At 46.2% G+C, this 20157-nt stretch carries 24 protein-coding genes; 21 read left to right on the plus strand and 3 right to left on the minus strand.

The annotated features are described in order from the left end of the window. Nucleotides 1-42: 42 nt before the first annotated feature. From AXI59_RS00165 to yunB, 12 genes are all read left to right on the plus strand, one after another. On the plus strand, nucleotides 43-1407 hold the full coding sequence (locus AXI59_RS00165; protein ID WP_061527058.1) for an allantoinase: 1365 nt from the start codon (nucleotides 43-45) through the stop codon (nucleotides 1405-1407). 71 nt (nucleotides 1408-1478) lie between these two features. Then, nucleotides 1479-1622, plus strand: a complete 144-nt coding sequence (locus AXI59_RS20980) for a YunG family protein (protein ID WP_476693132.1) — start codon at nucleotides 1479-1481, stop codon at nucleotides 1620-1622. Next, on the plus strand, nucleotides 1567-1794 hold the full coding sequence (locus AXI59_RS00170; protein ID WP_476693133.1) for a YunG family protein: 228 nt from the start codon (nucleotides 1567-1569) through the stop codon (nucleotides 1792-1794). Before AXI59_RS20980 ends, AXI59_RS00170 begins: the two co-directional genes overlap by 56 nt. A gap of 26 nt (nucleotides 1795-1820) precedes the next feature. Then, nucleotides 1821-2672 (plus strand): DUF72 domain-containing protein, encoded by an 852-nt coding sequence (locus AXI59_RS00175; RefSeq protein ID WP_061527059.1) that lies wholly within the window; start codon nucleotides 1821-1823, stop codon nucleotides 2670-2672. Between the two features lie 19 nt (nucleotides 2673-2691). Then, nucleotides 2692-3513 carry a sulfite exporter TauE/SafE family protein gene (locus AXI59_RS00180; protein WP_061527060.1) on the plus strand — a complete coding sequence of 274 codons (822 nt, stop codon included), beginning with the start codon at nucleotides 2692-2694 and terminating at the stop codon, nucleotides 3511-3513. A 20-nt stretch (nucleotides 3514-3533) separates the two neighbouring features. Next, complete coding sequence (locus AXI59_RS00185) at nucleotides 3534-4922, plus strand: bifunctional metallophosphatase/5'-nucleotidase (protein ID WP_061527061.1); 1389 nt, start codon at nucleotides 3534-3536, stop codon at nucleotides 4920-4922. A gap of 465 nt (nucleotides 4923-5387) precedes the next feature. After that, nucleotides 5388-5786, plus strand: coding sequence for a hypothetical protein (locus AXI59_RS00190; RefSeq protein WP_061527062.1), 399 nt, complete (start codon nucleotides 5388-5390; stop codon nucleotides 5784-5786). Nucleotides 5787-5798: 12 nt separating this feature from the next. After that, complete coding sequence (locus tag AXI59_RS00195; RefSeq protein ID WP_061522202.1) at nucleotides 5799-6002, plus strand: helix-turn-helix transcriptional regulator; 204 nt, start codon at nucleotides 5799-5801, stop codon at nucleotides 6000-6002. Between the two features lie 48 nt (nucleotides 6003-6050). Beyond that, complete coding sequence (locus AXI59_RS00200) at nucleotides 6051-6257, plus strand: hypothetical protein (protein WP_061522203.1); 207 nt, start codon at nucleotides 6051-6053, stop codon at nucleotides 6255-6257. 956 nt (nucleotides 6258-7213) lie between these two features. Continuing rightward, complete coding sequence (locus tag AXI59_RS00205) at nucleotides 7214-7423, plus strand: hypothetical protein (protein WP_061527063.1); 210 nt, start codon at nucleotides 7214-7216, stop codon at nucleotides 7421-7423. 24 nt (nucleotides 7424-7447) lie between these two features. Next, nucleotides 7448-7753 (plus strand): YunC family protein, encoded by a 306-nt coding sequence (locus tag AXI59_RS00210; protein WP_061522303.1) that lies wholly within the window; start codon nucleotides 7448-7450, stop codon nucleotides 7751-7753. Nucleotides 7754-7820: 67 nt separating this feature from the next. Then, nucleotides 7821-8594 (plus strand): sporulation protein YunB, encoded by a 774-nt coding sequence (yunB, locus tag AXI59_RS00215; RefSeq protein ID WP_061522205.1) that lies wholly within the window; start codon nucleotides 7821-7823, stop codon nucleotides 8592-8594. A 38-nt stretch (nucleotides 8595-8632) separates the two neighbouring features. Here the strand turns inward: yunB and lytH are convergent, their stop codons facing one another. Further along, a complete protein-coding gene (lytH, locus tag AXI59_RS00220) occupies nucleotides 8633-9610 on the minus strand; it encodes an L-Ala--D-Glu endopeptidase (RefSeq protein WP_061522206.1) in 978 nt (325 codons plus the stop codon). A gap of 201 nt (nucleotides 9611-9811) precedes the next feature. Here lytH and lipA point away from each other — a divergent pair, with 201 nt between their 5' ends. The 4 genes from lipA to AXI59_RS00240 all read left to right on the plus strand — a co-directional run bounded on the left by lipA (nucleotide 9812) and on the right by AXI59_RS00240 (nucleotide 12465). Beyond that, on the plus strand, nucleotides 9812-10708 hold the full coding sequence (gene lipA / locus AXI59_RS00225; RefSeq protein WP_061522207.1) for a lipoyl synthase: 897 nt from the start codon (nucleotides 9812-9814) through the stop codon (nucleotides 10706-10708). 218 nt (nucleotides 10709-10926) lie between these two features. Beyond that, nucleotides 10927-11202 carry a YutD family protein gene (locus AXI59_RS00230; protein WP_003151928.1) on the plus strand — a complete coding sequence of 92 codons (276 nt, stop codon included), beginning with the start codon at nucleotides 10927-10929 and terminating at the stop codon, nucleotides 11200-11202. Nucleotides 11203-11226: 24 nt separating this feature from the next. After that, entirely contained in the window at nucleotides 11227-11661 is a 435-nt protein-coding gene (locus tag AXI59_RS00235; RefSeq protein ID WP_061522208.1) for a DUF86 domain-containing protein, read from the plus strand. A gap of 33 nt (nucleotides 11662-11694) precedes the next feature. Continuing rightward, nucleotides 11695-12465, plus strand: a complete 771-nt coding sequence (locus tag AXI59_RS00240; protein ID WP_061522209.1) for a TIGR01457 family HAD-type hydrolase — start codon at nucleotides 11695-11697, stop codon at nucleotides 12463-12465. A 29-nt stretch (nucleotides 12466-12494) separates the two neighbouring features. On the opposite strand, the gene AXI59_RS00245 is transcribed toward AXI59_RS00240, so the two are convergent. Continuing rightward, nucleotides 12495-12995: a phosphatidylglycerophosphatase A family protein gene (locus AXI59_RS00245; RefSeq protein ID WP_061522304.1), complete on the minus strand. Its 501-nt coding sequence runs from the start codon at nucleotides 12993-12995 to the stop codon at nucleotides 12495-12497. A gap of 144 nt (nucleotides 12996-13139) precedes the next feature. Between AXI59_RS00245 and yutH the strand changes: the two genes are divergently transcribed. The 5 genes from yutH (at nucleotide 13140) to AXI59_RS00270 (ending at nucleotide 19716) form a co-directional block, all read left to right on the plus strand. After that, on the plus strand, nucleotides 13140-14156 hold the full coding sequence (yutH, locus tag AXI59_RS00250) for a spore coat-associated protein CotNH (RefSeq protein WP_061522210.1): 1017 nt from the start codon (nucleotides 13140-13142) through the stop codon (nucleotides 14154-14156). Between the two features lie 199 nt (nucleotides 14157-14355). After that, entirely contained in the window at nucleotides 14356-15657 is a 1302-nt protein-coding gene (locus tag AXI59_RS00255; RefSeq protein WP_061522211.1) for a homoserine dehydrogenase, read from the plus strand. Then, nucleotides 15657-16715, plus strand: coding sequence for a threonine synthase (thrC, locus tag AXI59_RS00260; protein WP_061527093.1), 1059 nt, complete (start codon nucleotides 15657-15659; stop codon nucleotides 16713-16715). Before AXI59_RS00255 ends, thrC begins: the two co-directional genes overlap by 1 nt. Next, a complete protein-coding gene (gene thrB, locus AXI59_RS00265; RefSeq protein ID WP_061527064.1) occupies nucleotides 16712-17641 on the plus strand; it encodes a homoserine kinase in 930 nt (309 codons plus the stop codon). The genes thrC and thrB overlap by 4 nt, the downstream gene beginning before the upstream one ends. Nucleotides 17642-17739: 98 nt before the next feature. Beyond that, nucleotides 17740-19716: a S9 family peptidase gene (locus tag AXI59_RS00270; RefSeq protein WP_061527065.1), complete on the plus strand. Its 1977-nt coding sequence runs from the start codon at nucleotides 17740-17742 to the stop codon at nucleotides 19714-19716. A gap of 41 nt (nucleotides 19717-19757) precedes the next feature. Here the strand turns inward: AXI59_RS00270 and AXI59_RS00275 are convergent, their stop codons facing one another. Next, nucleotides 19758-20093, minus strand: a complete 336-nt coding sequence (locus tag AXI59_RS00275; RefSeq protein WP_197464687.1) for a NifU family protein — start codon at nucleotides 20091-20093, stop codon at nucleotides 19758-19760. Between the last annotated feature and the right edge of the window lie 64 nt (nucleotides 20094-20157).

Raw genomic sequence — 20157 nt, forward strand, 5'->3', positions numbered from 1 at the left:
ACTGACACAAAAAATCGTCATCCTTACAGGGAGGAATATGAAATGGCCTATGATGTAATTGTAAAGGGTGCGAAGGCTGTAAGAAAAGACGGGGCAGAGCAAGCCGACATCGCCGTAAAGGACGGAGAGATTGCTATGATCGGCCCCGCCATTAATGAAAAAGCGGACAAAGTGGTGCAGGCGGAAGGCATGTATGTGTTTCCTGGAGCGATTGACTGCCATGTGCATTTCAACGAGCCCGGACGGGACGACTGGGAAGGCATCGAAACCGGATCGAAAATGATGGCTGCGGGCGGGTGTACGACTTATTTTGATATGCCGCTGAATTGCATTCCGTCTACGGTGACCGCTGAAACCATGCTGGAAAAGGCGGAAATCGCAAGCCGAAAGTCAGCGGTTGATTTTGCGCTCTGGGGCGGATTGGTCCCCGGGCACACTAAAGATATCAGGCAGATGGCAGAGGCCGGGGCCATCGGTTTTAAAGCATTTTTATCAAAATCAGGCACCGAGGAATTCCATTCAGCCGATGAGCGGACTCTTTTAAAGGGAATGAAAGAAATCGCGGCCTGCGGGAAAATTTTGGCCCTGCATGCGGAAAGTGATGCCCTGACCCGTTTCTTGGAGGCGGAGTATGCTTTACAAGGGAAAATTGATGCCGACGCCTATGCTTCCTCCCGTCCGGAAGAAGCCGAATGCGAGGCCGTGCAGCGCGCCATTGAATATGCAAAAGCAACCGGATGCCCGCTCCATTTTGTACATATCAGCACGAAAAGAGCCGTGCTTCTGATTCAGCAGGCGAAAGAAGGCGGCGCGGATATCACCGTTGAAACCTGCCCGCACTATTTATTGTTCAGCCACGAAGACTTCCGCCAAAAAGGAGCGGTCGCCAAATGCGCTCCGCCGCTCCGTCCTGAAGCTGAGAAAGAAGAATTGATCGATATGCTGTCTGCGGGGCTGATTGATATGGTGTCTTCGGATCATTCTCCCTGCCATCCGTCCCTCAAACGCGAGGATAACATGTTTCTGTCGTGGGGAGGAATCAGCGGAGGCCAATTTACGCTGCTCAGCATGATTCAATTGGCGCTCGAACGGGGGATTCCTTTTGAAACGGTTGCCGAATGGACGGCGGCAGGCCCTGCAAAGCGCTTCGGTTTAACGAAAAAAGGACGGCTTCAAGCAGGCTTCGATGCTGATTTTACGATCGTGCAGCCGGAGCCTTACACCGTAACGAAAGAGACGCTGTTTGCCAAACATAAGCAAAGCCTGTACGAAGGCCACGCCTTTCCTTACCGCATCGCTGCGACATACAGCAGGGGGCGCTGTGTGTATCAGGATGGAGAAACTAAAGACAGCGGCGCTTCCGGAACGTTTCTGATTCCAACTGAAAAAATCAAGCCGATCCTCTGACGGGGAGCGGCTTTTTTATCGTTTTGAAAGCGGATATCGTGGTATTTTTTTATAAAAAGGAGAAAAACACATTGTATGATCACATCATGCCTATATTAACGGCGACGGAAGATTGCCCGGCTGAAGGCCAGTGCGGTGTCACGGCTTTAGTCATCCAAGATGTTTACGGCGGCGCTATTCTCAAAACAAAAACCGGGAGCAAGCTGGCATTTTGATAACCAAATAGACGGGGAGATATATGACTTCACGAACGGACAGTTTTCAGAGCACCGGCATATCCCTTCTTCCAGAAGTGAGGCATTTTCAGACACCAATGAGAAACAATACCGGTATCTCAAAAAAGCGTTCAGAAAAAACATGGAAAAGGAAAGTGGAAAATACCTGTGATAAACTAGGATGAGAGGTGAAGGAATGTGATCTATATCGGACTGACGGGATGGGGGGACCATGACAGCATCTATCCGCCCAAAACAGCAAGCCAGCAAAAATTGCAGGCTTATTCATCCCACTTTCCCATCGTTGAATTGGACGCGAGTTTTTATGCCATTCAGCCCGCCCGCAATAATGAAAAATGGGTCAAGGAAACGCCTGAATCCTTTCAATTTGTGATTAAGGCTTATCAAGGAATGACGGGCCATCAGCGCGGCGATATTCCGTTTGAAACGAAGGAAGACATGTTTGCGGCGTTTAAGCTGTCATTGACGCCGTATTTACAGCATAATAAGCTTGCCATGGTGCTGTTCCAGTTTCCGCCGTGGTTTGACTGCAAGAAAGAAAACGTCGCCTATTTGCGGTGGTGCAAACACCAGATGGGTGATATCCCATGCGCGCTTGAATTCCGCAATCGGTCGTGGTTTTCGCCCCCATTTTATGAACAAACGCTTTCCTTTATGAAAGCGGAAGGCTGGATCCACAGTATATGCGACGAGCCGCAAATCGGCGAGGGCAGCATTCCGACTGTGCTGAAAGCAACTGATGAAGAGAAAACGCTTGTCCGGTTTCACGGCCGGAATAAGCAGGGCTGGATCAAACCTGACGGCGGCCAAAACTGGCGTGAGGTCAGATATTTATACCGCTACAACAAACAGGAGCTTGAAGATTGGATAAATAATCTCCGAAAACTGGAAAAACAGTCGCGCAATTTATATGTGCTGTTTAACAATAATTCGGGCGGAGACGCTGCTGATAACGGCATGCAGATGCTTGAGATGTTAAATATTAAATATACCGGGCTTTCGCCGAAGCAGCTCGATTTATTCAGCTAGAAAAGAGGTTTCACGATACATGTCTTATCTTATTTTGGTTTTACTGGGTTTTATCGCCGGAACGGTCGGAAGTCTGATCGGGCTTGGCGGAGGAATCATCATCGTGCCAGCGATGCTCTATTTAAGCACGATGACCTCGTTTTTTCATGACGTGACACCGCAGATTGCAATTGGGACATCGCTTTTGGTGATTATTTTCACGGGGCTTTCGTCAACGCTTGCCTATATGAAATATAAAACAGTGGATTACAAAAGCGGCCTGATTTTTTTCATCGGTTCAGGTCCCGGAAGTATCATCGGGGCGTATTTGTCTAAACTTTTTAATGCTCATACGTTTTCTGTCTGGTTCGGGCTTTTTATGATGATTATTTCAATCACATTAATGCTGAAGGCGAAAGCAAAACCGGTCAATAGAGAGCATAAAGGGATGATCCGCACGTATCAGGACGAATCAGGAGAGGTATATACATATTCGTACCGCGTCTTTACCGGTATAGCGATTGCTTTTTTTGTCGGCTTATTGGGCGGTCTTTTCGGCATTGGCGGCGGCTCTCTTATGGTTCCGGCCATGCTGCTGCTGTTTTTATTCCCGCCTAAGGTCGCAGTGGCGACGTCGATGCTGATTATTTTCTTATCCTCTGTGACAGGCTCCGTGTCACATATTGCAGAGGGTCATGTCAATTGGCTGTATGCGTTATGCCTCGTGCCGGGCGCTTGGTTCGGCGGAAAAATGGGCGCGTGGGTCAATAAGCGGGTGCAAACGAAAACGATCGTGCTCCTCATGCGGATCGTATTAATGTTGATCGGCTGTGAATTAATGTATCAAGGGATATTCAGCTAAAAGAATGAGGGAGAGAGTGTATGTTGGAAAAGCTCCGTTTATATCATACGAATGATTTGCACAGCCATTTTGAAAATTGGCCGAAAATCGTACATTATATTGAACAAAAGAAAAGAAAGCATGCAAGAGACGGGGAGGAAACACTCGTATTTGATATCGGGGACCACATGGACCGCTTCCAATTCGTAACGGAAGCGACTTACGGAAAGGCGAATGTCGATTTGTTAAACCGCCTTGAGATTGATGCTGCCGCCATCGGCAATAATGAAGGAATTACGCTGCCGCATGACGAGCTGGCAGCCTTATATGATCATGCCGCGTTTCCCGTGGTTGTTTCCAATCTGTTTGATGCGGACGGAAACCGCCCCCGATGGGCTGTGCCTTATCTCGTCAAAACGCTGAAAAACGGAATGACGGCCGCCGTGCTCGGCGTCACGGTGCCATATTATCCCGTGTATGAAAAACTAGGCTGGACGGTGACTGATGCTTCTGAAAGCATTAAACAATCACTTGACGCGGTCAGCGGAAAAGCGGATATCATCATTCTTCTGTCGCATTTAGGCTTGATAGATGATCGGGAAGCCGCCGAGAAATTTCCCGATATTGATGTCATTCTCGAATCACATACACACCATCTGTTAGAGGATGGGCAAACGGTTAACGGCGTCCTGCTGGCATGTGCGGAAAAGTACGGGAACTATGTCGGCTGCGTCGAGCTGACGATAGACGGTGAAAAGCGGCGCATCGTTCATAAACAAGCGTCGGTCGAAAAGATGTCGGAATGGCTCGGGGAATCTGAGGATACGAATGCCTTTTTGAAAGAAAAGGAGCAGGAAGCCGAAAACATCCTTTCTGTACAGATTGCTGATCTGAAAGAAGAGGCGGGCGTGAACTGGTTTGAGGAATCACCGCTGCCGCTGCTTTTGGCTGATGCGCTGAAAAGCTGGTGCGGCTGTGAAGTCAGCATGGTAAACTCAGGCGTCATTTTGGGGCCGTTAAAGGCGGGGCCTGTAACAAAGCTTGACTTGCACCGCATCTGCCCCCATCCGATCAATCCGGTCGCTGTGCGCCTTTCTGGCAAGGAACTAAAAGAAACGATCGGACAGGCTGCAGCAGAAAACATGGAGCAGCTGCGGATTAAAGGACTCGGCTTTCGCGGGGAAGTTATGGGCAAGATGGTGTACGCCGGAGCAGAGGTACAGACAGACGTGCTTGATGACGGTGTGACTCATCTTATCAATGTGAAAGTGAACGGAGAAGAAATTAATGAAGACCGGATGTACTCAGTCGCGGTCCTTGATATGTTTACACTGGGAAAACTGTTTCCCTACATCCGCGATGCAAAAGAAAAACAATATTTTATGCCGGAATTTTTAAGAGATCTCCTCGCCTGGAAGCTTGCTCAATAGTCGGAAAACCTGCAACAAGCCTTAGATATTTTTGTCTAAGCGTTTTTCTTTTTAACTCACGGTACAGGTTAGTGAAATAAATAATACATCGAAAACTAGTCAAAGAAAGCCGATTGGTGGCGGTTTATCTGCACCGGCAAGAAATATTATGAAAAATATTACTACGTTTATGATTTCCTTACTTATTTTCCGTTCATAATAACGTTAACCTCTTTAATGATGATATGAATTATAGAGAAAAAAAATTAGAATTTCTATACGTGAATAGTGGCTAGTATGCAAGGGGGGAAATTGGACTTAGTTTCTGTTTTCTTTAGTTAAAATGGTTTAAATGATGAAATATTTCGTTACTTAGAGAACTATTATTTACCGATTGACGTTTGTTTGATAAAATGTTATTATGAAGTTAACTTCACGTGAAATAAACTTCACCCCAAGAGAATAAGTTGATTAGGAGAGGTACGTTTGAAAAATCTATTCATACAGCGTTTTTTAGTCTCATCCTTGGTAATTATATTGGGAATCATTCAAATAATTCTCGATACATCAGTAGGATTATATTCTGGCTATATCGCTTTATTCCTAGGTGGAATACTTTTGTTGTACTCAACAGATTCTTACATTACATCCCGAAAGAATAAATCACTAGAAAAGGAATTATCAAAGGAATATGACGAAAGAGATGCTTTAATTGATGGAAAAGTTGCTCACTTTTCTTTGCGTATTCTGATATGCGAAATTTTAATTCTTATGTTTTTAACTAATTTTGTGGTAATCCCAACAAATACTGCATTATTTGTTGTCTTAGTATCTTTAATATTTAGTGAAATTGCGTCTAGAAAGTATTACAATCTTGTCCTTTAATTCGGAGGATTTATGAAAAATAGAGTAAAAGAATTGCGAATAGAATATGGAATAACGCAACAAGAATTAGCTGATAAAGTAAGTGTATCTTCTAGAACGATCATCTCATTAGAAAAACAAAAGTATAATCCATCTGTGCTACTTGCGTATAAAATAGCTTCAGTTTTTAATTTATTAATCGAAGAAACTTTTATTTTCAATGAGGATGACAAATAATACATTTCACAAACATGCACATATTAAACAAACAACGGAGGAATAGTAATGCTTTTTATACCTTTTATTTTTGGGTTAGCTTTTGTAGTTTGGGGTATTTATCGGATGAGAACAGATGATGGCTTATTTGGAAAAAATCGAAAAAACAAAAACATATTCAATTTACTGTTAATGGGAGAAGCTTCAGGATTAGGACAATTTTTGGGTGGAATTCTGTTTATTATTATAGGGATTGTTGCATTTATTGTAAAGTAGTTATAAATAAGAAGTTCAATTTTTCACTGAAATATTGTGAATAAAATCACTTAAATCATCATGGACTTTAGTGTAAGATGGTTCAATAAAATAATCAAACTTTTTTATAAAAAAATGAATCGATCACATTAAATACGAGCATGTTTTGATCAATCTATTTTCAAAACATGCTCTTTCTTATTGTTCGTTTATCAAGGTTATTAGTATCAATTTGATCAAACTTTATTTTAAAGCAACAGCAACGGCTATGCGGCAGTGCGACGAAGGGAAGCTGGTCGAGGAAGAAAACCGGCAGCCCGTGGCCATGGCCATACCTGCGCCGGCGGCATAACTGCAGCTGAAGGAGCGCGTCGGTTCCGAAAGAACCGTCAGGGAAGCCAAGGAGTAACGTAGTACACGTGCCCCGTTGCAGGGAAATGGAATTTAAAAAGCGGTCCAGACGGCGGACCGAAGTCTGTAGGGGGAGAAGCAATGGCCAATTATTCGTCTTTGGACCACTGACCAGTAATATCGGTAGTATTACTTATTTAAGGTTCATGGGTCTTAAAAAAGGAACGGAATTAGAACAGAAGACTCGTATTCTATAGGTGTAAAACAAAAAAATACACATTTATTATGTTTCTGAATTGCACATTTTGAATAAACAACAGGGAAATTGTAGGATGTTAAGAATCTTAGTTGTAAACCCTTTCCTTATATGGTAATTTTGATTTGTAGTACCAAATTAATCCTGGATGGAAAGGGGAGATTCAATGGAAAGGTCAAAACTTTTATAGTGTAAAAAGGGACAATTATGGCCATGACACAGAACGCTTAAAAGAGAAAGTGCTATCAATTCATTTTGAATGATCATAGTAACTAAACAAACATTAAAACAAGAAGGCATCTATGATACAACTGACTGTTATTAGGTGTATTTTTTTTATCTAAATAAACAAAATTAAGGAGAGATTACATTGAAAAAGAAGGTTCTTGCTTCAATCACGTTGGGAATAGCCTTACTAGGTGGCCAAGCAGCTTTTGCTAGTCAATCGGATGATGTTAATCACGGAGAAATTAATTTGGATGAATCCAGAGACTTAATGAGTGCTCTGAAATTAACCAAATCATCAGCCAGTGGCGGCACTTGGTATCATGGTTTTGAAGGCCCGTCCTTCTCATCATAAAGTAGGGAGAAGGGAGTGGCTGATTTGGTCAATATGACACCGATTTTCATAGATGGAACGCCGTTTACCGCCGTCACAATCCAGCTTCCCAAAACAAACTTTATGGCCGTCACATGTGAACACGGATACATTATGTGCGGAGCGCTTGATATTGCCCTATTGAACGACAAATTAAAGGAACGCGGCATTATTGCCGGACGCGCCGTCGGCGTCCGCACCATTGAACAGCTTTTGGACGCCCCTTTAGAGTCCGTCACCTTTGCGGCAAAAGATCTCGGCATCCATGCGGGCATGAAGGGGAGAGAAGCTCTGCTGAAAATGGCAAAATAAATTGGCCCGGCTATTACTATGTCCCTCCTAACAAGCATACATTGTGATATGTAAGGGGGGATTTTTCTTGCCTAGATACCGGGGCCCTCTTCGCAAGAGAGGGCCTTTGCCTTTTCGATATGTGATGCTTTTGTCGTTTGTCTTTTTCATCATATCGACTGCAATCAGCCTTTGGATGATCAACGTCTCGATCAAACCGGTGCTTATGAACATCGGGGAAATGGAAACAAAACGTGTGGCGACGGAGGTCATTCAGGAATCAATTGAAGAATATATGTCTCATAGCGATAATGTGAAAGATATGGTGGATATGAAAACGGATGAAAACGGAAAAGTCACCACAATGGATTTTAATACACAAGTGGTCAACAGTATGAAGACAAAGGTGACAAAGCAGCTCCAAGCCCATTTGAAGGAAGCGGAATCGCACAATAAGCAGCATGAAACAAAAAAAGGCAGTAAAACCGCTGATAATATTATGATTAATATCCCTTTAGGGCAAGTCACGGGAAACAGCATTCTCGGAAATCTGGGGCCGAAAATCCCCGTCCGTTTTAATCTGATCGGTGACGCATTAACCGATGTGAAAACAAAAATCAAGCCGTACGGCATTAACAATGCCCTCATTGATATTAGTATTTTTGTGGAAATTAAAGTGAAAGTCATCATTCCGTTTGCCAGCGAAACCTCAGTTGTCACAAATAACATTCCGGTCTCAATTAAAGCAATCCAAGGAGAGGTGCCGCAATTTTATAACGGAAGCGGCGGATCTGGCGTGACGCCTTCCGTACAGCTGCCGAGCGAAAAACAGGAGAAATCCGGAACCGATAAAGGCAAATAAAACACACAGCCGCTTTATTCTTCCCGGCGGCTGTGTGTTCATTTTTTCTTGCGTATCTCGTTTCGCTCCCATGCCCTTAAATGCGGATACGGATCAAAGGACCATTCCGTCCGGCCGTTATCCTTATACATGCCGTAATGAAGATGCGGCGGAAATTTCCCCGCGGTGCCCGGCGGACCGTAGCCGGAGCTTCCGACAGAACCGATCACCTCTCCCGGCTTGACGATCTGGCCTTTATGAACCCCTTTTGCAAAGCCGTTCAGGTGGGCGAAGTAGTGATACGTATTATGAATGTCCCTGATGCCGATTCTCCAGCCTCCGAAGCGATTCCAGCCTTTCATTTCAACGATTCCGTAGCAGGTGGATCTGACGGGAAGCCCGTAATGGGCGAAAAGGTCCGTCCCTTCGTGAATCCGCCTCCCGCCGAAGCCGCGCGCGGCGCCCCATGTGCTCCGGTAGCTATAATCCGTTTTGATGGGCAGCGGAAAGGCATGTTCTCCAAGATCGATGCGCCCGAACGTTTTGAACAATTTCATAAATTCGCTGATAATGCTGACCGTCTGATCCCGGCGGTAATAATTCCAGAGACCGATGCGGATATGATCCAGATCCGTCCCGAACGTCATTAAATATTGGGCAAACGTATAAAGGATATCCTCATCATTACTTACCTCGGCTTTTCCGTCGCCGTCGCCGTCCAAGCCGATTCCGTCAAATACTTTAATGCTGAGCGGCGCGTCATCCTTAGGATTAGGATTTTCCGGCCCGCTCCATATGTGATCTGGAATATAAATGCTGATGATTCCAGCTTTTTCAGGCAAGTCTTTTCGATTATCCCGCACGTTTTCCTCATATTGATCAACAGCTGCAAGCGCGTACCAAGGAATCTGAGTGACCGCTTCGGCTTTACGGTACAATTCCATCCGCTTGGCATAAACGGAGTCAGATGGCTCTTTCCCGGCAGCAGCCGGGCAGAAAACAGACAAAAGGAGAAGAACAGATAACAGAACTTTCACAACATGATCTCCTTTCATATTGAATACAAATAGTTTGCGGCAACAATTCGAGAAAATGTGAGTAATTCTCTTCCCTTGTCGAGAAATTTTTCCTATGTTAAAGTGACTAATGAATAGAAAACCGCAAGTTTTGCATCCATCGTGAAATAGGAATTTTTCGCACAAGAAAACGAATACAGGGATAATGGAGATGATGGGGAAATGGCGAAGAAAGACGAGCATCTGAGAAAGCCTGAATGGCTCAAAATAAAGCTGAACACGAATGAAAACTATACGGGCCTGAAAAAATTAATGCGTGAAAATAACCTGCATACCGTATGTGAAGAAGCAAAATGCCCGAACATTCATGAATGCTGGGCTGTCAGACGTACGGCGACATTTATGATTCTCGGGTCTGTTTGTACGAGAGCCTGCCGCTTCTGCGCGGTAAAAACGGGCCTTCCGACGGAGCTTGATTTGCAGGAACCGGAACGCGTGGCCGATTCAGTCGCTCTGATGAACTTAAAACACGCCGTGATCACAGCCGTAGCGCGTGATGATCAGAAAGACGGCGGAGCAGGCATCTTCGCGGAAACGGTTCGCGCCATCCGCAGAAAAAGCCCGTTCACTACGATTGAAGTCCTTCCATCTGATATGGGCGGAAACTACGACAACCTGAAAACATTAATGGACGCCCGTCCCGATATTTTAAACCACAATATTGAAACCGTTCGCCGCCTGACGCCGAGAGTCCGTGCCCGCGCAACGTATGACCGTTCTTTAGAATTTTTACGCCGGGCGAAAGAAATGCAGCCTGACATCCCGACGAAATCAAGCATCATGATCGGTCTTGGGGAAACGAAGGAAGAGATTATCGAAGTGATGGACGACCTGTTGGCGAACAACGTAGATATCATGGCAATCGGCCAATATCTGCAGCCGACGAAAAAACATTTAAAAGTCCAAAAATACTACCATCCGGACGAATTTGCAGAATTAAAAGAAATCGCTATGCAGAAAGGCTTCAGCCACTGTGAAGCAGGCCCGCTTGTCCGCTCATCTTACCATGCCGATGAACAAGTAAACGAAGCGTCTAAAAAACGCCAGGCCCAAGCATAATTAAAGCCCCAAAAACCCAAAACGCCGCAGGTTTTGGGTTTTTGTGATGGTTTATTTTTTCTCTTCGTATAAGGCATCTTGAATAAGGATCAGCTGAACCGTTAAACTGGATATAAAAGGAATGAAAATTTCCTGCCCGCTCGATTCGCCTGATTTTGCAATTGATGGACAGAAGTCAATGAATTATGATAGTAAAGAGTGATAAAAGAGGTGAAGACATGATTCTTATTCAAAATGCCGAGTTTGAACTCGTTCACGATTTTAAAAACGGCTTTAATGAAGAAGCGTTCAAAGCCCGCTATTCAGACATATTAAATAAATATGACTACATTGTGGGAGACTGGGGATACAGTCAGCTGCGGCTCAAAGGCTTCTTTGATGACCAGAATCAAAAGGCAACCTTTGAAACGAAAATCAGCACATTAGACGAATACATTTACGAATACTGCAATTTCGGCTGCGCGTATTTTGTCTTGAAACGGATCAGAAAATAATACATGCAAAGGGGATGCTGTCACGTGTATTTTGTTGACAGAAATAAAATCGAACAAACACTCCGATTTTTCGAAAGCCAGCTGGAGCTGTTTACAAGCCAGACGGATTGGCAAACAGACATTGAAAAAAGAGCGCTTGAGCGCATCGGCCATATTATGATCGAATGCATTCTCGATGTCGGCAATGATATGATTGACGGCTTTATTATGCGTGACCCGGGCAGCTACGACGATATCATGGATATTCTGACTGATGAAAAGGTCGTAACGGAAGAAGACGGAAGCCGGCTGAAGCAATTGATTTCATGCCGGAAGCAGCTGGTGCAGGAATATCAGCAAGCTGATCATCAGGAGCTGTTTGCTCTCGTCACGGCAAATCTGGACGTGCTCCAAGCCTTTCCGGCCCGCGTGAGAACTTATCTTGAAACAGAGCTCGGCCCTGTTTCCGCTTTTAAATAACAACGAGAAACAAATTCCACAGGAGTGTTGAGGATGAAAGCATATAAAGGATATTTAATTGACTTGGACGGCACAATGTACAACGGTACCGAAAAAATTGAAGAAGCGTGTGAATTTGTGAGAACACTCAAAGCGCGCGGCATTCCGTATTTATTTGTGACAAACAATTCCTCACGGACGCCGAAGCAGGTAGCGGATAAATTAATGAGCTTCGATATCCCTGCATCCGAAGAGCAGGTTTTCACGACAAGCATGGCGACTGCGCAGCATATCGCCCAGCAGAAAAAAGATGCATCGGTATATGTTATCGGTGAAGAGGGCATCCGTCAGGCGATTGAAGAAAACGGCCTGAGCTTTGGAGAAGAAAACGCTGACTTTGTCGTTGTCGGAATAGACCGCGGGATTACATACGAAAAATTGGCGACGGGCTGCCTTGCCATCAGAAACGGCGCCCGGTTTATATCAACAAACGGCGATGTCGCCATCCCGACAGAAAGAGGGCTTTTGCCGGGGAACGGCTCGCTTACATCCGTATTGACGGTATCAACAGGCGTGCAGCCCGTCTTTATCGGCAAGCCTGAATCCATCATTATGGAACAGGCGATGCGCGTGCTCGGAACGGATATTTCTGAAACGCTGATGGTCGGCGATAACTATGCAACAGATATTATGGCCGGCATCAATGCTGGAATGGACACGCTGCTTGTTCATACCGGCGTAACGAAGCGGGAGCATATGGCTGATTATGACACGAAGCCGACGCATGCGGTCGATTCTTTAACGGAATGGATTGAATATATGTAAGAAAAAAAGGGGCGGCCGTTCGGCCGCCCTTATTCTGTATTTCTTGCGTGATGAGCCAGGCGGCTTGAAGCCGCGGCGGCGATCGCTCCGACAATATCATCGAGAAACGTATGGCATTCGCCGGTTGACTTATCATTTAACCGCGCGAGGATGCCCGGTTTTTCCTTATCGATGTAACCGTAGTTTGTAAAGCCGATGGAGCCGTATATATTTACGATAGAGAAGGCGAGCACCTCATCAACCCCGTACAGGCTTTCATCGATCGCCAAAATGGTTTGAAGCGGCTCAGACAGTTTTTTTTGCTCGGTGAGCATGTCTAATTCAATCCCCGTTAAAATGGCATTCTGCACCTCCCGTTTTGCGATCACCCGGTTTACATTCAGCTTACATTCCTCCATAGTCAAATCGGGATGATATTGTTTCTGGAGAAAAAACACAAGCTCGGCAATATCGGCCACCTCTACCCCCCGTTCTTTTAAACGCGTTCTCGCGACGGCCTCCACCTGATTCAGCTGTTCTTTTTCTGACATTTGCTTCACCCAATCTTTTTTTACTAGTTTATACAACATCCGGTCCGATGTTTCTCCTCCCGCTTAGAAGGATTACAATATGTATTCATAATTTCACCGATGTATGATTACGATGTGAATAGCCCCAATCTTACAGAGGTGATTATGATGAAAGACATTATTAAAGAAAAGTACGGCATTCAAATCAGGCAGCTTTCCGTTTATCAGCGGTACCAGTGCTTTCAAACGCCAAATTCCTTTTTTCTCATCATTCCCGTCTCCCATTTTTCCCAATCAGAGCTGACGGAGCTTTATTACATGAGTCAGTATTTACAAGAACAAAGTGACCCATACGTTTGTGTGTTTATCTTAACGAAGGAAGGGGAGCTGACCTTTAAACATGAGGACAAAACGTTTGCGCTATTAAAGGCGGCGCTCCCGGCCTTAAACCGGTCGTTTTCTGTCGGCGCGGAGCTTGCAGAATTCCACAGAAAGGGCAGAGGCTTCCCGTACGAAGTGAAAGAAGCGGGCCGAATCGGCCAGTGGAAGGATTTATGGGGAAAGCGCGTGGATCAGCTTGAATCATTCTGGATGCAGAAAATCCGTATGTCCCCGCTTGAGCCATTTGAAAAGAAAATGATTGAATCGTTTCCTTATTATTCGGGCTTAGCGGAAAACGCCATTCAATATTTAGTGGATACGGAACTGGACGACAATCCCCAGGCCGAGGATTCGGGAACAATCTGCCACCAGCGGATGGAGCGCAACACATGGTCTGAGGAATCATTAATCCGCATCCCGGGTGATTGGGTATTTGACCATGCGTCCCGCGACATATCGGAATATATGCGGAGCACGTATTTATATCATCGCGACGATTTACTCAATAACGGATTTCAGTTTCTGCAGGAATACGAACAAATCACGCCTTTATCCTCCTTTTCCAAACGCCTGTTTTACAGCCGCCTCTTATTTCCGCTTCATTACTTCGAGACGGTAGAGAGCTATTACATCTCTCCGGATTCCGAAAAACACTTTTATGAAGAGCAGCTCGACTACATCCTTGCCGATTGCGGGCGGTATGAACAGTTTTTACAAACGTGCCATGACATGATGAATGTAGGATCAGCCCAGGTATTTGTCCCGCCTGTCGCCTGGCTCGGAAAAGGAAACAGTTCGTAAGAAAATATGACGCAAAAATATTTAGAAAATATAGAATCTTGTCATATCAAGGTGTTAAGCGTTTACAATTCTATAAAACCAAGGGACGGCCGCTTGTCAAAACAAATAGGGGCTTATATAATATTTGTAACTTAAATGTCTGTGAAGGGTTAACAATTGTCCTTTATGAGTGGACAGATGGAGGAAAGGTGGAGTTTTTTTGAAAGCGATTCGTATTGGACTGTTAGGACTCGGAACCGTGGGAAGCGGTGTCGTAAAAATCATTCAAGACCATCAGGATAAGCTCATGCATCAAGTCGGCTGTCCGGTAACGATAAAAAAAGTGCTGGTGAAAGATATTGATAAAAAAAGAGAAGCCGAACTGCCGAGAGAAGTGCTGACGACAGAGGTGTACGACGTCATTGATGATCCTGATGTCGACGTCGTCATTGAGGTCATCGGCGGCGTGGAACAGACGAAAGAATACCTGCTTGACGCTTTAAAAGCGAAAAAACACGTCGTAACCGCTAATAAAGATTTGATCGCCGTTTACGGTTCAGAACTGCTGGCGGCTGCTAAAGAAAATAGCTGTGACCTGTATTATGAAGCGAGCGTCGCCGGTGGAATCCCGATTTTGCGCACATTGGAAGATGGGCTTTCCTCTGACCGGATCACAAAAATGATGGGAATTGTCAACGGAACGACAAACTTTATCTTAACGAAAATGATCAAAGAAAAAAGCCCGTACGAAGAAGTGCTGAAGGAAGCGCAGGACCTCGGATTCGCAGAAGCGGACCCGACCGCCGATGTAGAAGGCTTGGACGCGGCGCGCAAGATGGCTATTTTAGCCCGTCTCGGGTTTTCCATGAATGTCGATCTGGAGGATGTCAAAGTGAAAGGCATTTCCCAAATCACTGACGAAGACATCAGCTTCAGCAAGCGCCTCGGCTACACGATGAAGCTGATCGGCATTGCCCAGCGTGATAACAGTAAAATCGAGGTCAGCGTTCAGCCGACGCTTCTCCCCGATCATCACCCGCTCGCTGCCGTTCATAATGAATACAACGCCGTATACGTGTACGGAGAAGCCGTCGGGGAAACGATGTTTTACGGACCGGGAGCGGGAAGCATGCCGACAGCGACATCAGTCGTGTCAGATCTTGTCGCGGTAATGAAAAACATGCGTCTCGGCGTAAACGGAAACAGCTTTGTGGCACCGCAGTTTGAGAGAAATCTGAAGCAGCCGTCCGACATCTATGCCCAGCAATTCTTAAGAATCCACGTGAAAGACCAAGTCGGCTCCTTCTCGAAAATCACATCCGTTTTCTCAGAACGGGGAGTGAGCTTTGAAAAGATTCTGCAGCTGCCGATTAAAGGGCATGATGATCTCGCTGAAATCGTGATTGTCACGCACCATACGTCAGAAGCGGATTTCAGCGACATCCTGCAAAACTTACATGATCTCGAAGTCGTACAAGAAGTGAAAAGCACATATCGAGTAGAAGGGAACGGTTGGAGCTAATGTGGAAAGGGCTTATCCATCAATATAAAGAGTTTTTGCCTGTGACAGATCAGACGCCGGCGCTGACATTACATGAAGGCAATACGCCGCTGATCCATCTCCCGAAGCTTTCTGAAAAGCTCGGAATTGAACTGCATGTCAAAACAGAAGGCGTCAATCCGACGGGATCGTTTAAGGACCGCGGAATGGTGATGGCGGTTGCCAAAGCAAAAGAAGAAGGAAACGATACGATCATGTGCGCGTCAACCGGAAACACATCCGCCGCTGCTGCGGCATATGCGGCGAGAGCCGATATGAAGTGTATCGTCATCATTCCGAACGGAAAAATCGCGTTCGGAAAGCTTGCGCAAGCCGTCATGTACGGAGCGGAAATCATCGCGATAGACGGAAACTTTGATGACGCGCTTGCAATTGTCCGTTCCATTTGTGAAAAATCTCCGATTGCATTGGTAAACTCGGTAAATCCGTATCGGATTGAAGGGCAGAAAACAGCCGCCTTTGAAGTATGCGAACAGCTTGGCGGAGCGCCGGATATTCTGGCGATCCCTGTAGGAAACGCGGGCAATATCACCGCTTACTGGAAGGGCTTTAAAGAATACCATGAGAAAAACGGCACGGGTCTTCCGAAAATGCGCGGTTTTGAAGCGGAAGGATCTGCGGCCATCGTCCGCGGCGAAGTCATTAAAAATCCTGAAACAGTGGCAACGGCCATTCGGATCGGAAACCCGGCCAGCTGGGACAAAGCAGTGCTTGCCGCAGAAGAATCTGCCGGAAAAATCGATGAAGTGACAGATGAAGAAATTCTCCATGCATATCAGCTGATGGCCCGTGAAGAAGGCGTGTTTGCCGAACCAGGCTCTTCTGCCTCCATTGCCGGCGTTTTAAAACAGGTGAAATCCGGTGAAATTCCAAAAGGAAGCAAGGTTGTCGCGGTCTTAACCGGAAACGGCTTAAAAGATCCGAACACGGCAGTAGATACCTCTGACATTCAGCCGATGACTTTGCCGACAGATGAAGACAGCATTCTTGAATACTTAAACGGAGCGGCGCGTGTATGAACGAGGCGGATATGCTGTTTTCCATTACCGTTCCGGGAAGCACCGCTAACTTAGGGCCGGGTTTTGATTCGGTCGGGATGGCGCTCAGCAGATATTTGAAGCTATCGGTTTACCGAAGCGGAGAATGGGGGTTTTCTCCTGAAACGGAAACTGTCGCCGGCATTCCTGCAGGTACGGACAATCTGATTTATCAAGTCGCCAAACGGACGGCTGACCGCTATAATGAAGAGCTGCCGCCTGTTCACGTGAAAGTATGGAGCGATATTCCGCTCGCCCGCGGACTCGGCAGCAGCGCGGCCGCTATCGTCGCCGCGATAGAGCTTGCTGACGAATTATGCGGATTGCAGCTGTCAGAAAGAGACAAGCTGCATTTGGCCAGTCTGGAGGAGGGCCACCCTGATAATGCCGCTGCGTCCCTCACAGGAGGGCTTGTCATCGGACTTCACGAAGAAGAGGAGACACATATCGTGCGCGTGCCGGATGCGGACATTGACGTTGTCGCGGTCATCCCGTTTTATGAAGTGCTGACGAGAGACGCAAGAGACGTGCTTCCGAAACAGCTTCCTTATCGTAACGCCGTAAAAGCGAGCGCCGTCAGCAATCTTCTCATTGCCGCCATCATGTCAAAAGACTGGATGCTGGCGGGGAAAATGATGAGTAAAGACTTGCTGCATCAGCCGTACCGAGCCATGCTTGTCCCTGAATTGCCGAAGGTGGAGCATGTGGCTGAGTTAAAGGGAGCCTATGGGACGGCACTGAGCGGAGCGGGTCCGACAATTCTTGTGCTGACTGAAAAAGGAAAGAGAGAGGAGCTGAAACAGCAGCTTTCCCTGAACTTCCCGCACTGTGAAATTGCGGCGCTGACCGTTCCGAGAGAAGGAAGTGTCATTGAACGGAATCCTTTGCAGCAGGTGAAAAGTGTATAATGTTAAAAAGCGTTCTTCACGGCAAAGAAGAACGCTTTTTTTCAAGAGAAGGATTTTTATTTAGGGAAGCGAAATAAAAAGAAAAGGAGGAGAATGAATTGAAAAAACTCATAACCGAAGAAGACATAGCGGCTCTTGTATCCGTGACTGACCCCCAGTATGCCCCTGACGGCAAACGGGCGGCATACGTACAGACAAAAGTCAACCAAGAGCAGGATTCGTATTCCTCAGCGATTATGATGTATGACGCCGACACCGGAACGTCAAGCCGATGGACATACGGGGAGAAGAAAAACACCAGTCCGAGATGGTCTCCGGATGGACGGCGTCTTGCTTTTGTTTCTGACAGGGACGGCGGTGTTCCCCAGCTCTTTATCATGAACGCCGGCGGAGGAGAGGCTGAAAAAGCAGCCGATATCCCATGGGGCGTATCTGATCCTATATGGTCTCCCGACGGCAAATCAGTGCTTCTATCCGTCAGTCTGACTTCATCTGAACGTGCGGATGATCAAGAAAAAAAGAAACGCAACGAATTTGAGCCTGTCGACATTCAAACATTAACGTACAAACGTGACGGAAAAGGTTTACTGAAAGGAAGCTGGACACAGCTTGTGCTTGTCAATCTGGAAACGGGAAATCTTCAGCAGCTTACGGATCATGAAGCCGACCATTATGACGCGGCATTTTCTCCAAATGGCGAATGGCTTGTGTTTACGGCCAATTTAACCGATCAGGGCGATGCCAGTAAGCCGAGCGATGTCTATCTAATGGAGCTGAAAAGCGGCCGACTGAAGCAAATTACGCCGTACAGCGGTTCCTTTGGTTCGTGCGCGTTTTCACCGGACGGTTCTTATATCGCCATGCTCGGCCATGAAAATGAATATCGCAATGCCACATTAGAAAAGGCATGGCTCTATGACATGAAAAACGAACGGCTGTCTTGTCTGACTGACATGCTGGATGTCCACTTAAGCGACGCGCTTATTGCGGATTCGCTTATAGGAGGCGTTACCCCGCGTCCGGTATGGACAAACGACGGCCAAGGATTTTATGTCCTCGGAACCGAGCAGGGAAGCACCGGAATTTATTATATTTCAATAGACGGACTCGCTTACCCGATTCGGTTAGAAGATGAATACGTAAACGGCTTTACTTTCCATCCTGATCAAAAAAGCTATATCGCCGTCATTGCCAAGCCGTCATGGCCCTCTGAGCTTTACTGCATTCCGCTGAGAGAAGGGGAGGAGAAACAATTGACGGCTGCCAATGACCGGTTTGTCGGGGAGCACATCATATCCGTGCCGGAAAACCTGCAATATGAAACAAAGGACGGGCTGACGGTGAACGGCTGGTTTTTAAAGCCCGCCCGATTTGAAGAAAATAAGACATATCCCCTCATCCTTTACATACACGGCGGCCCTCACATGATGTACGGACATACATATTTTCACGAATTTCAAGTGCTGGCGGCTCAAGGGTATGCTGTCGTGTATGTGAATCCGCGAGGCAGCCATGGCTATGGACAGGACTTTGTCAATCGTGTCAGGGGGGATTACGGCGGAGGAGATTACCGCGATGTCATACAGGCTGTGGATGAGGCAGTGCAGGCCTATCCGTTTATTGACCGGGAGCGTCTCGGTGTGACGGGGGGAAGCTACGGAGGATTTATGACGAACTGGATCGTCGGCCAGACAGACCGATTTAAAGCGGCTGTCACGCAGCGTTCTATTTCAAACTGGTTCAGCTTTCACGGTGTCAGTGATATCGGATACTTTTTCACAGACTGGCAGCTTGGGCACGACTTATTTGAGGAAACAGACAAGCTGTGGGAGCGTTCGCCTGTAAAATATGCGTCACAAGTCACGACCCCGCTTTTAATTCTTCATGGAGAGCGTGATGACCGCTGTCCGATAGAACAAGCGGAGCAGCTTTTTACCGCTCTGAAAAAATTAAACAAAACAACTGCGTTTGTCAGATTTCCGGGGGCTGCGCATGAATTGTCACGCAGCGGCCATCCTAAGCAGCGGATGAAGCGCCTGAACTATATCTATTCGTGGTTTGATCAATATTTATAAAAATAAAAAACCAGGCTGTGAGATCAGCCTGGTTTCTTCGATTAAAATACTTGTTCTACTTCAACGACACCCGGCACTTCTTCAAGAAGGGCGCGTTCGATTCCCGCTTTCAGCGTAATCGTTGAACTTGGGCAACTTCCGCATGCGCCAAGGAGGCGAAGCTTTACAATCCCTTCGTCCACGTCGACAAGCTCACAGTCACCGCCGTCACGAAGCAAAAACGGGCGTAATTTATCCAATACTTCCTGTACTTGTTCTTTCATTTCAACCTCAGTCATGACATTCGCTCCTTTCATATGCATAAAACCATTATATTCACAGTAACGATAAAAATCTAATGTTTGGTTTGCAAAGTTGCTTTCATTATTATAGCACATCTATACTTGTACATAAAAACCGTTTTTTATACAAAAGCTGCCCCGTCCTTTGTATACTGGTGTA

This window comes from Bacillus nakamurai (assembly GCF_001584325.1).
GTDB lineage: Bacteria > Bacillota > Bacilli > Bacillales > Bacillaceae > Bacillus > Bacillus nakamurai.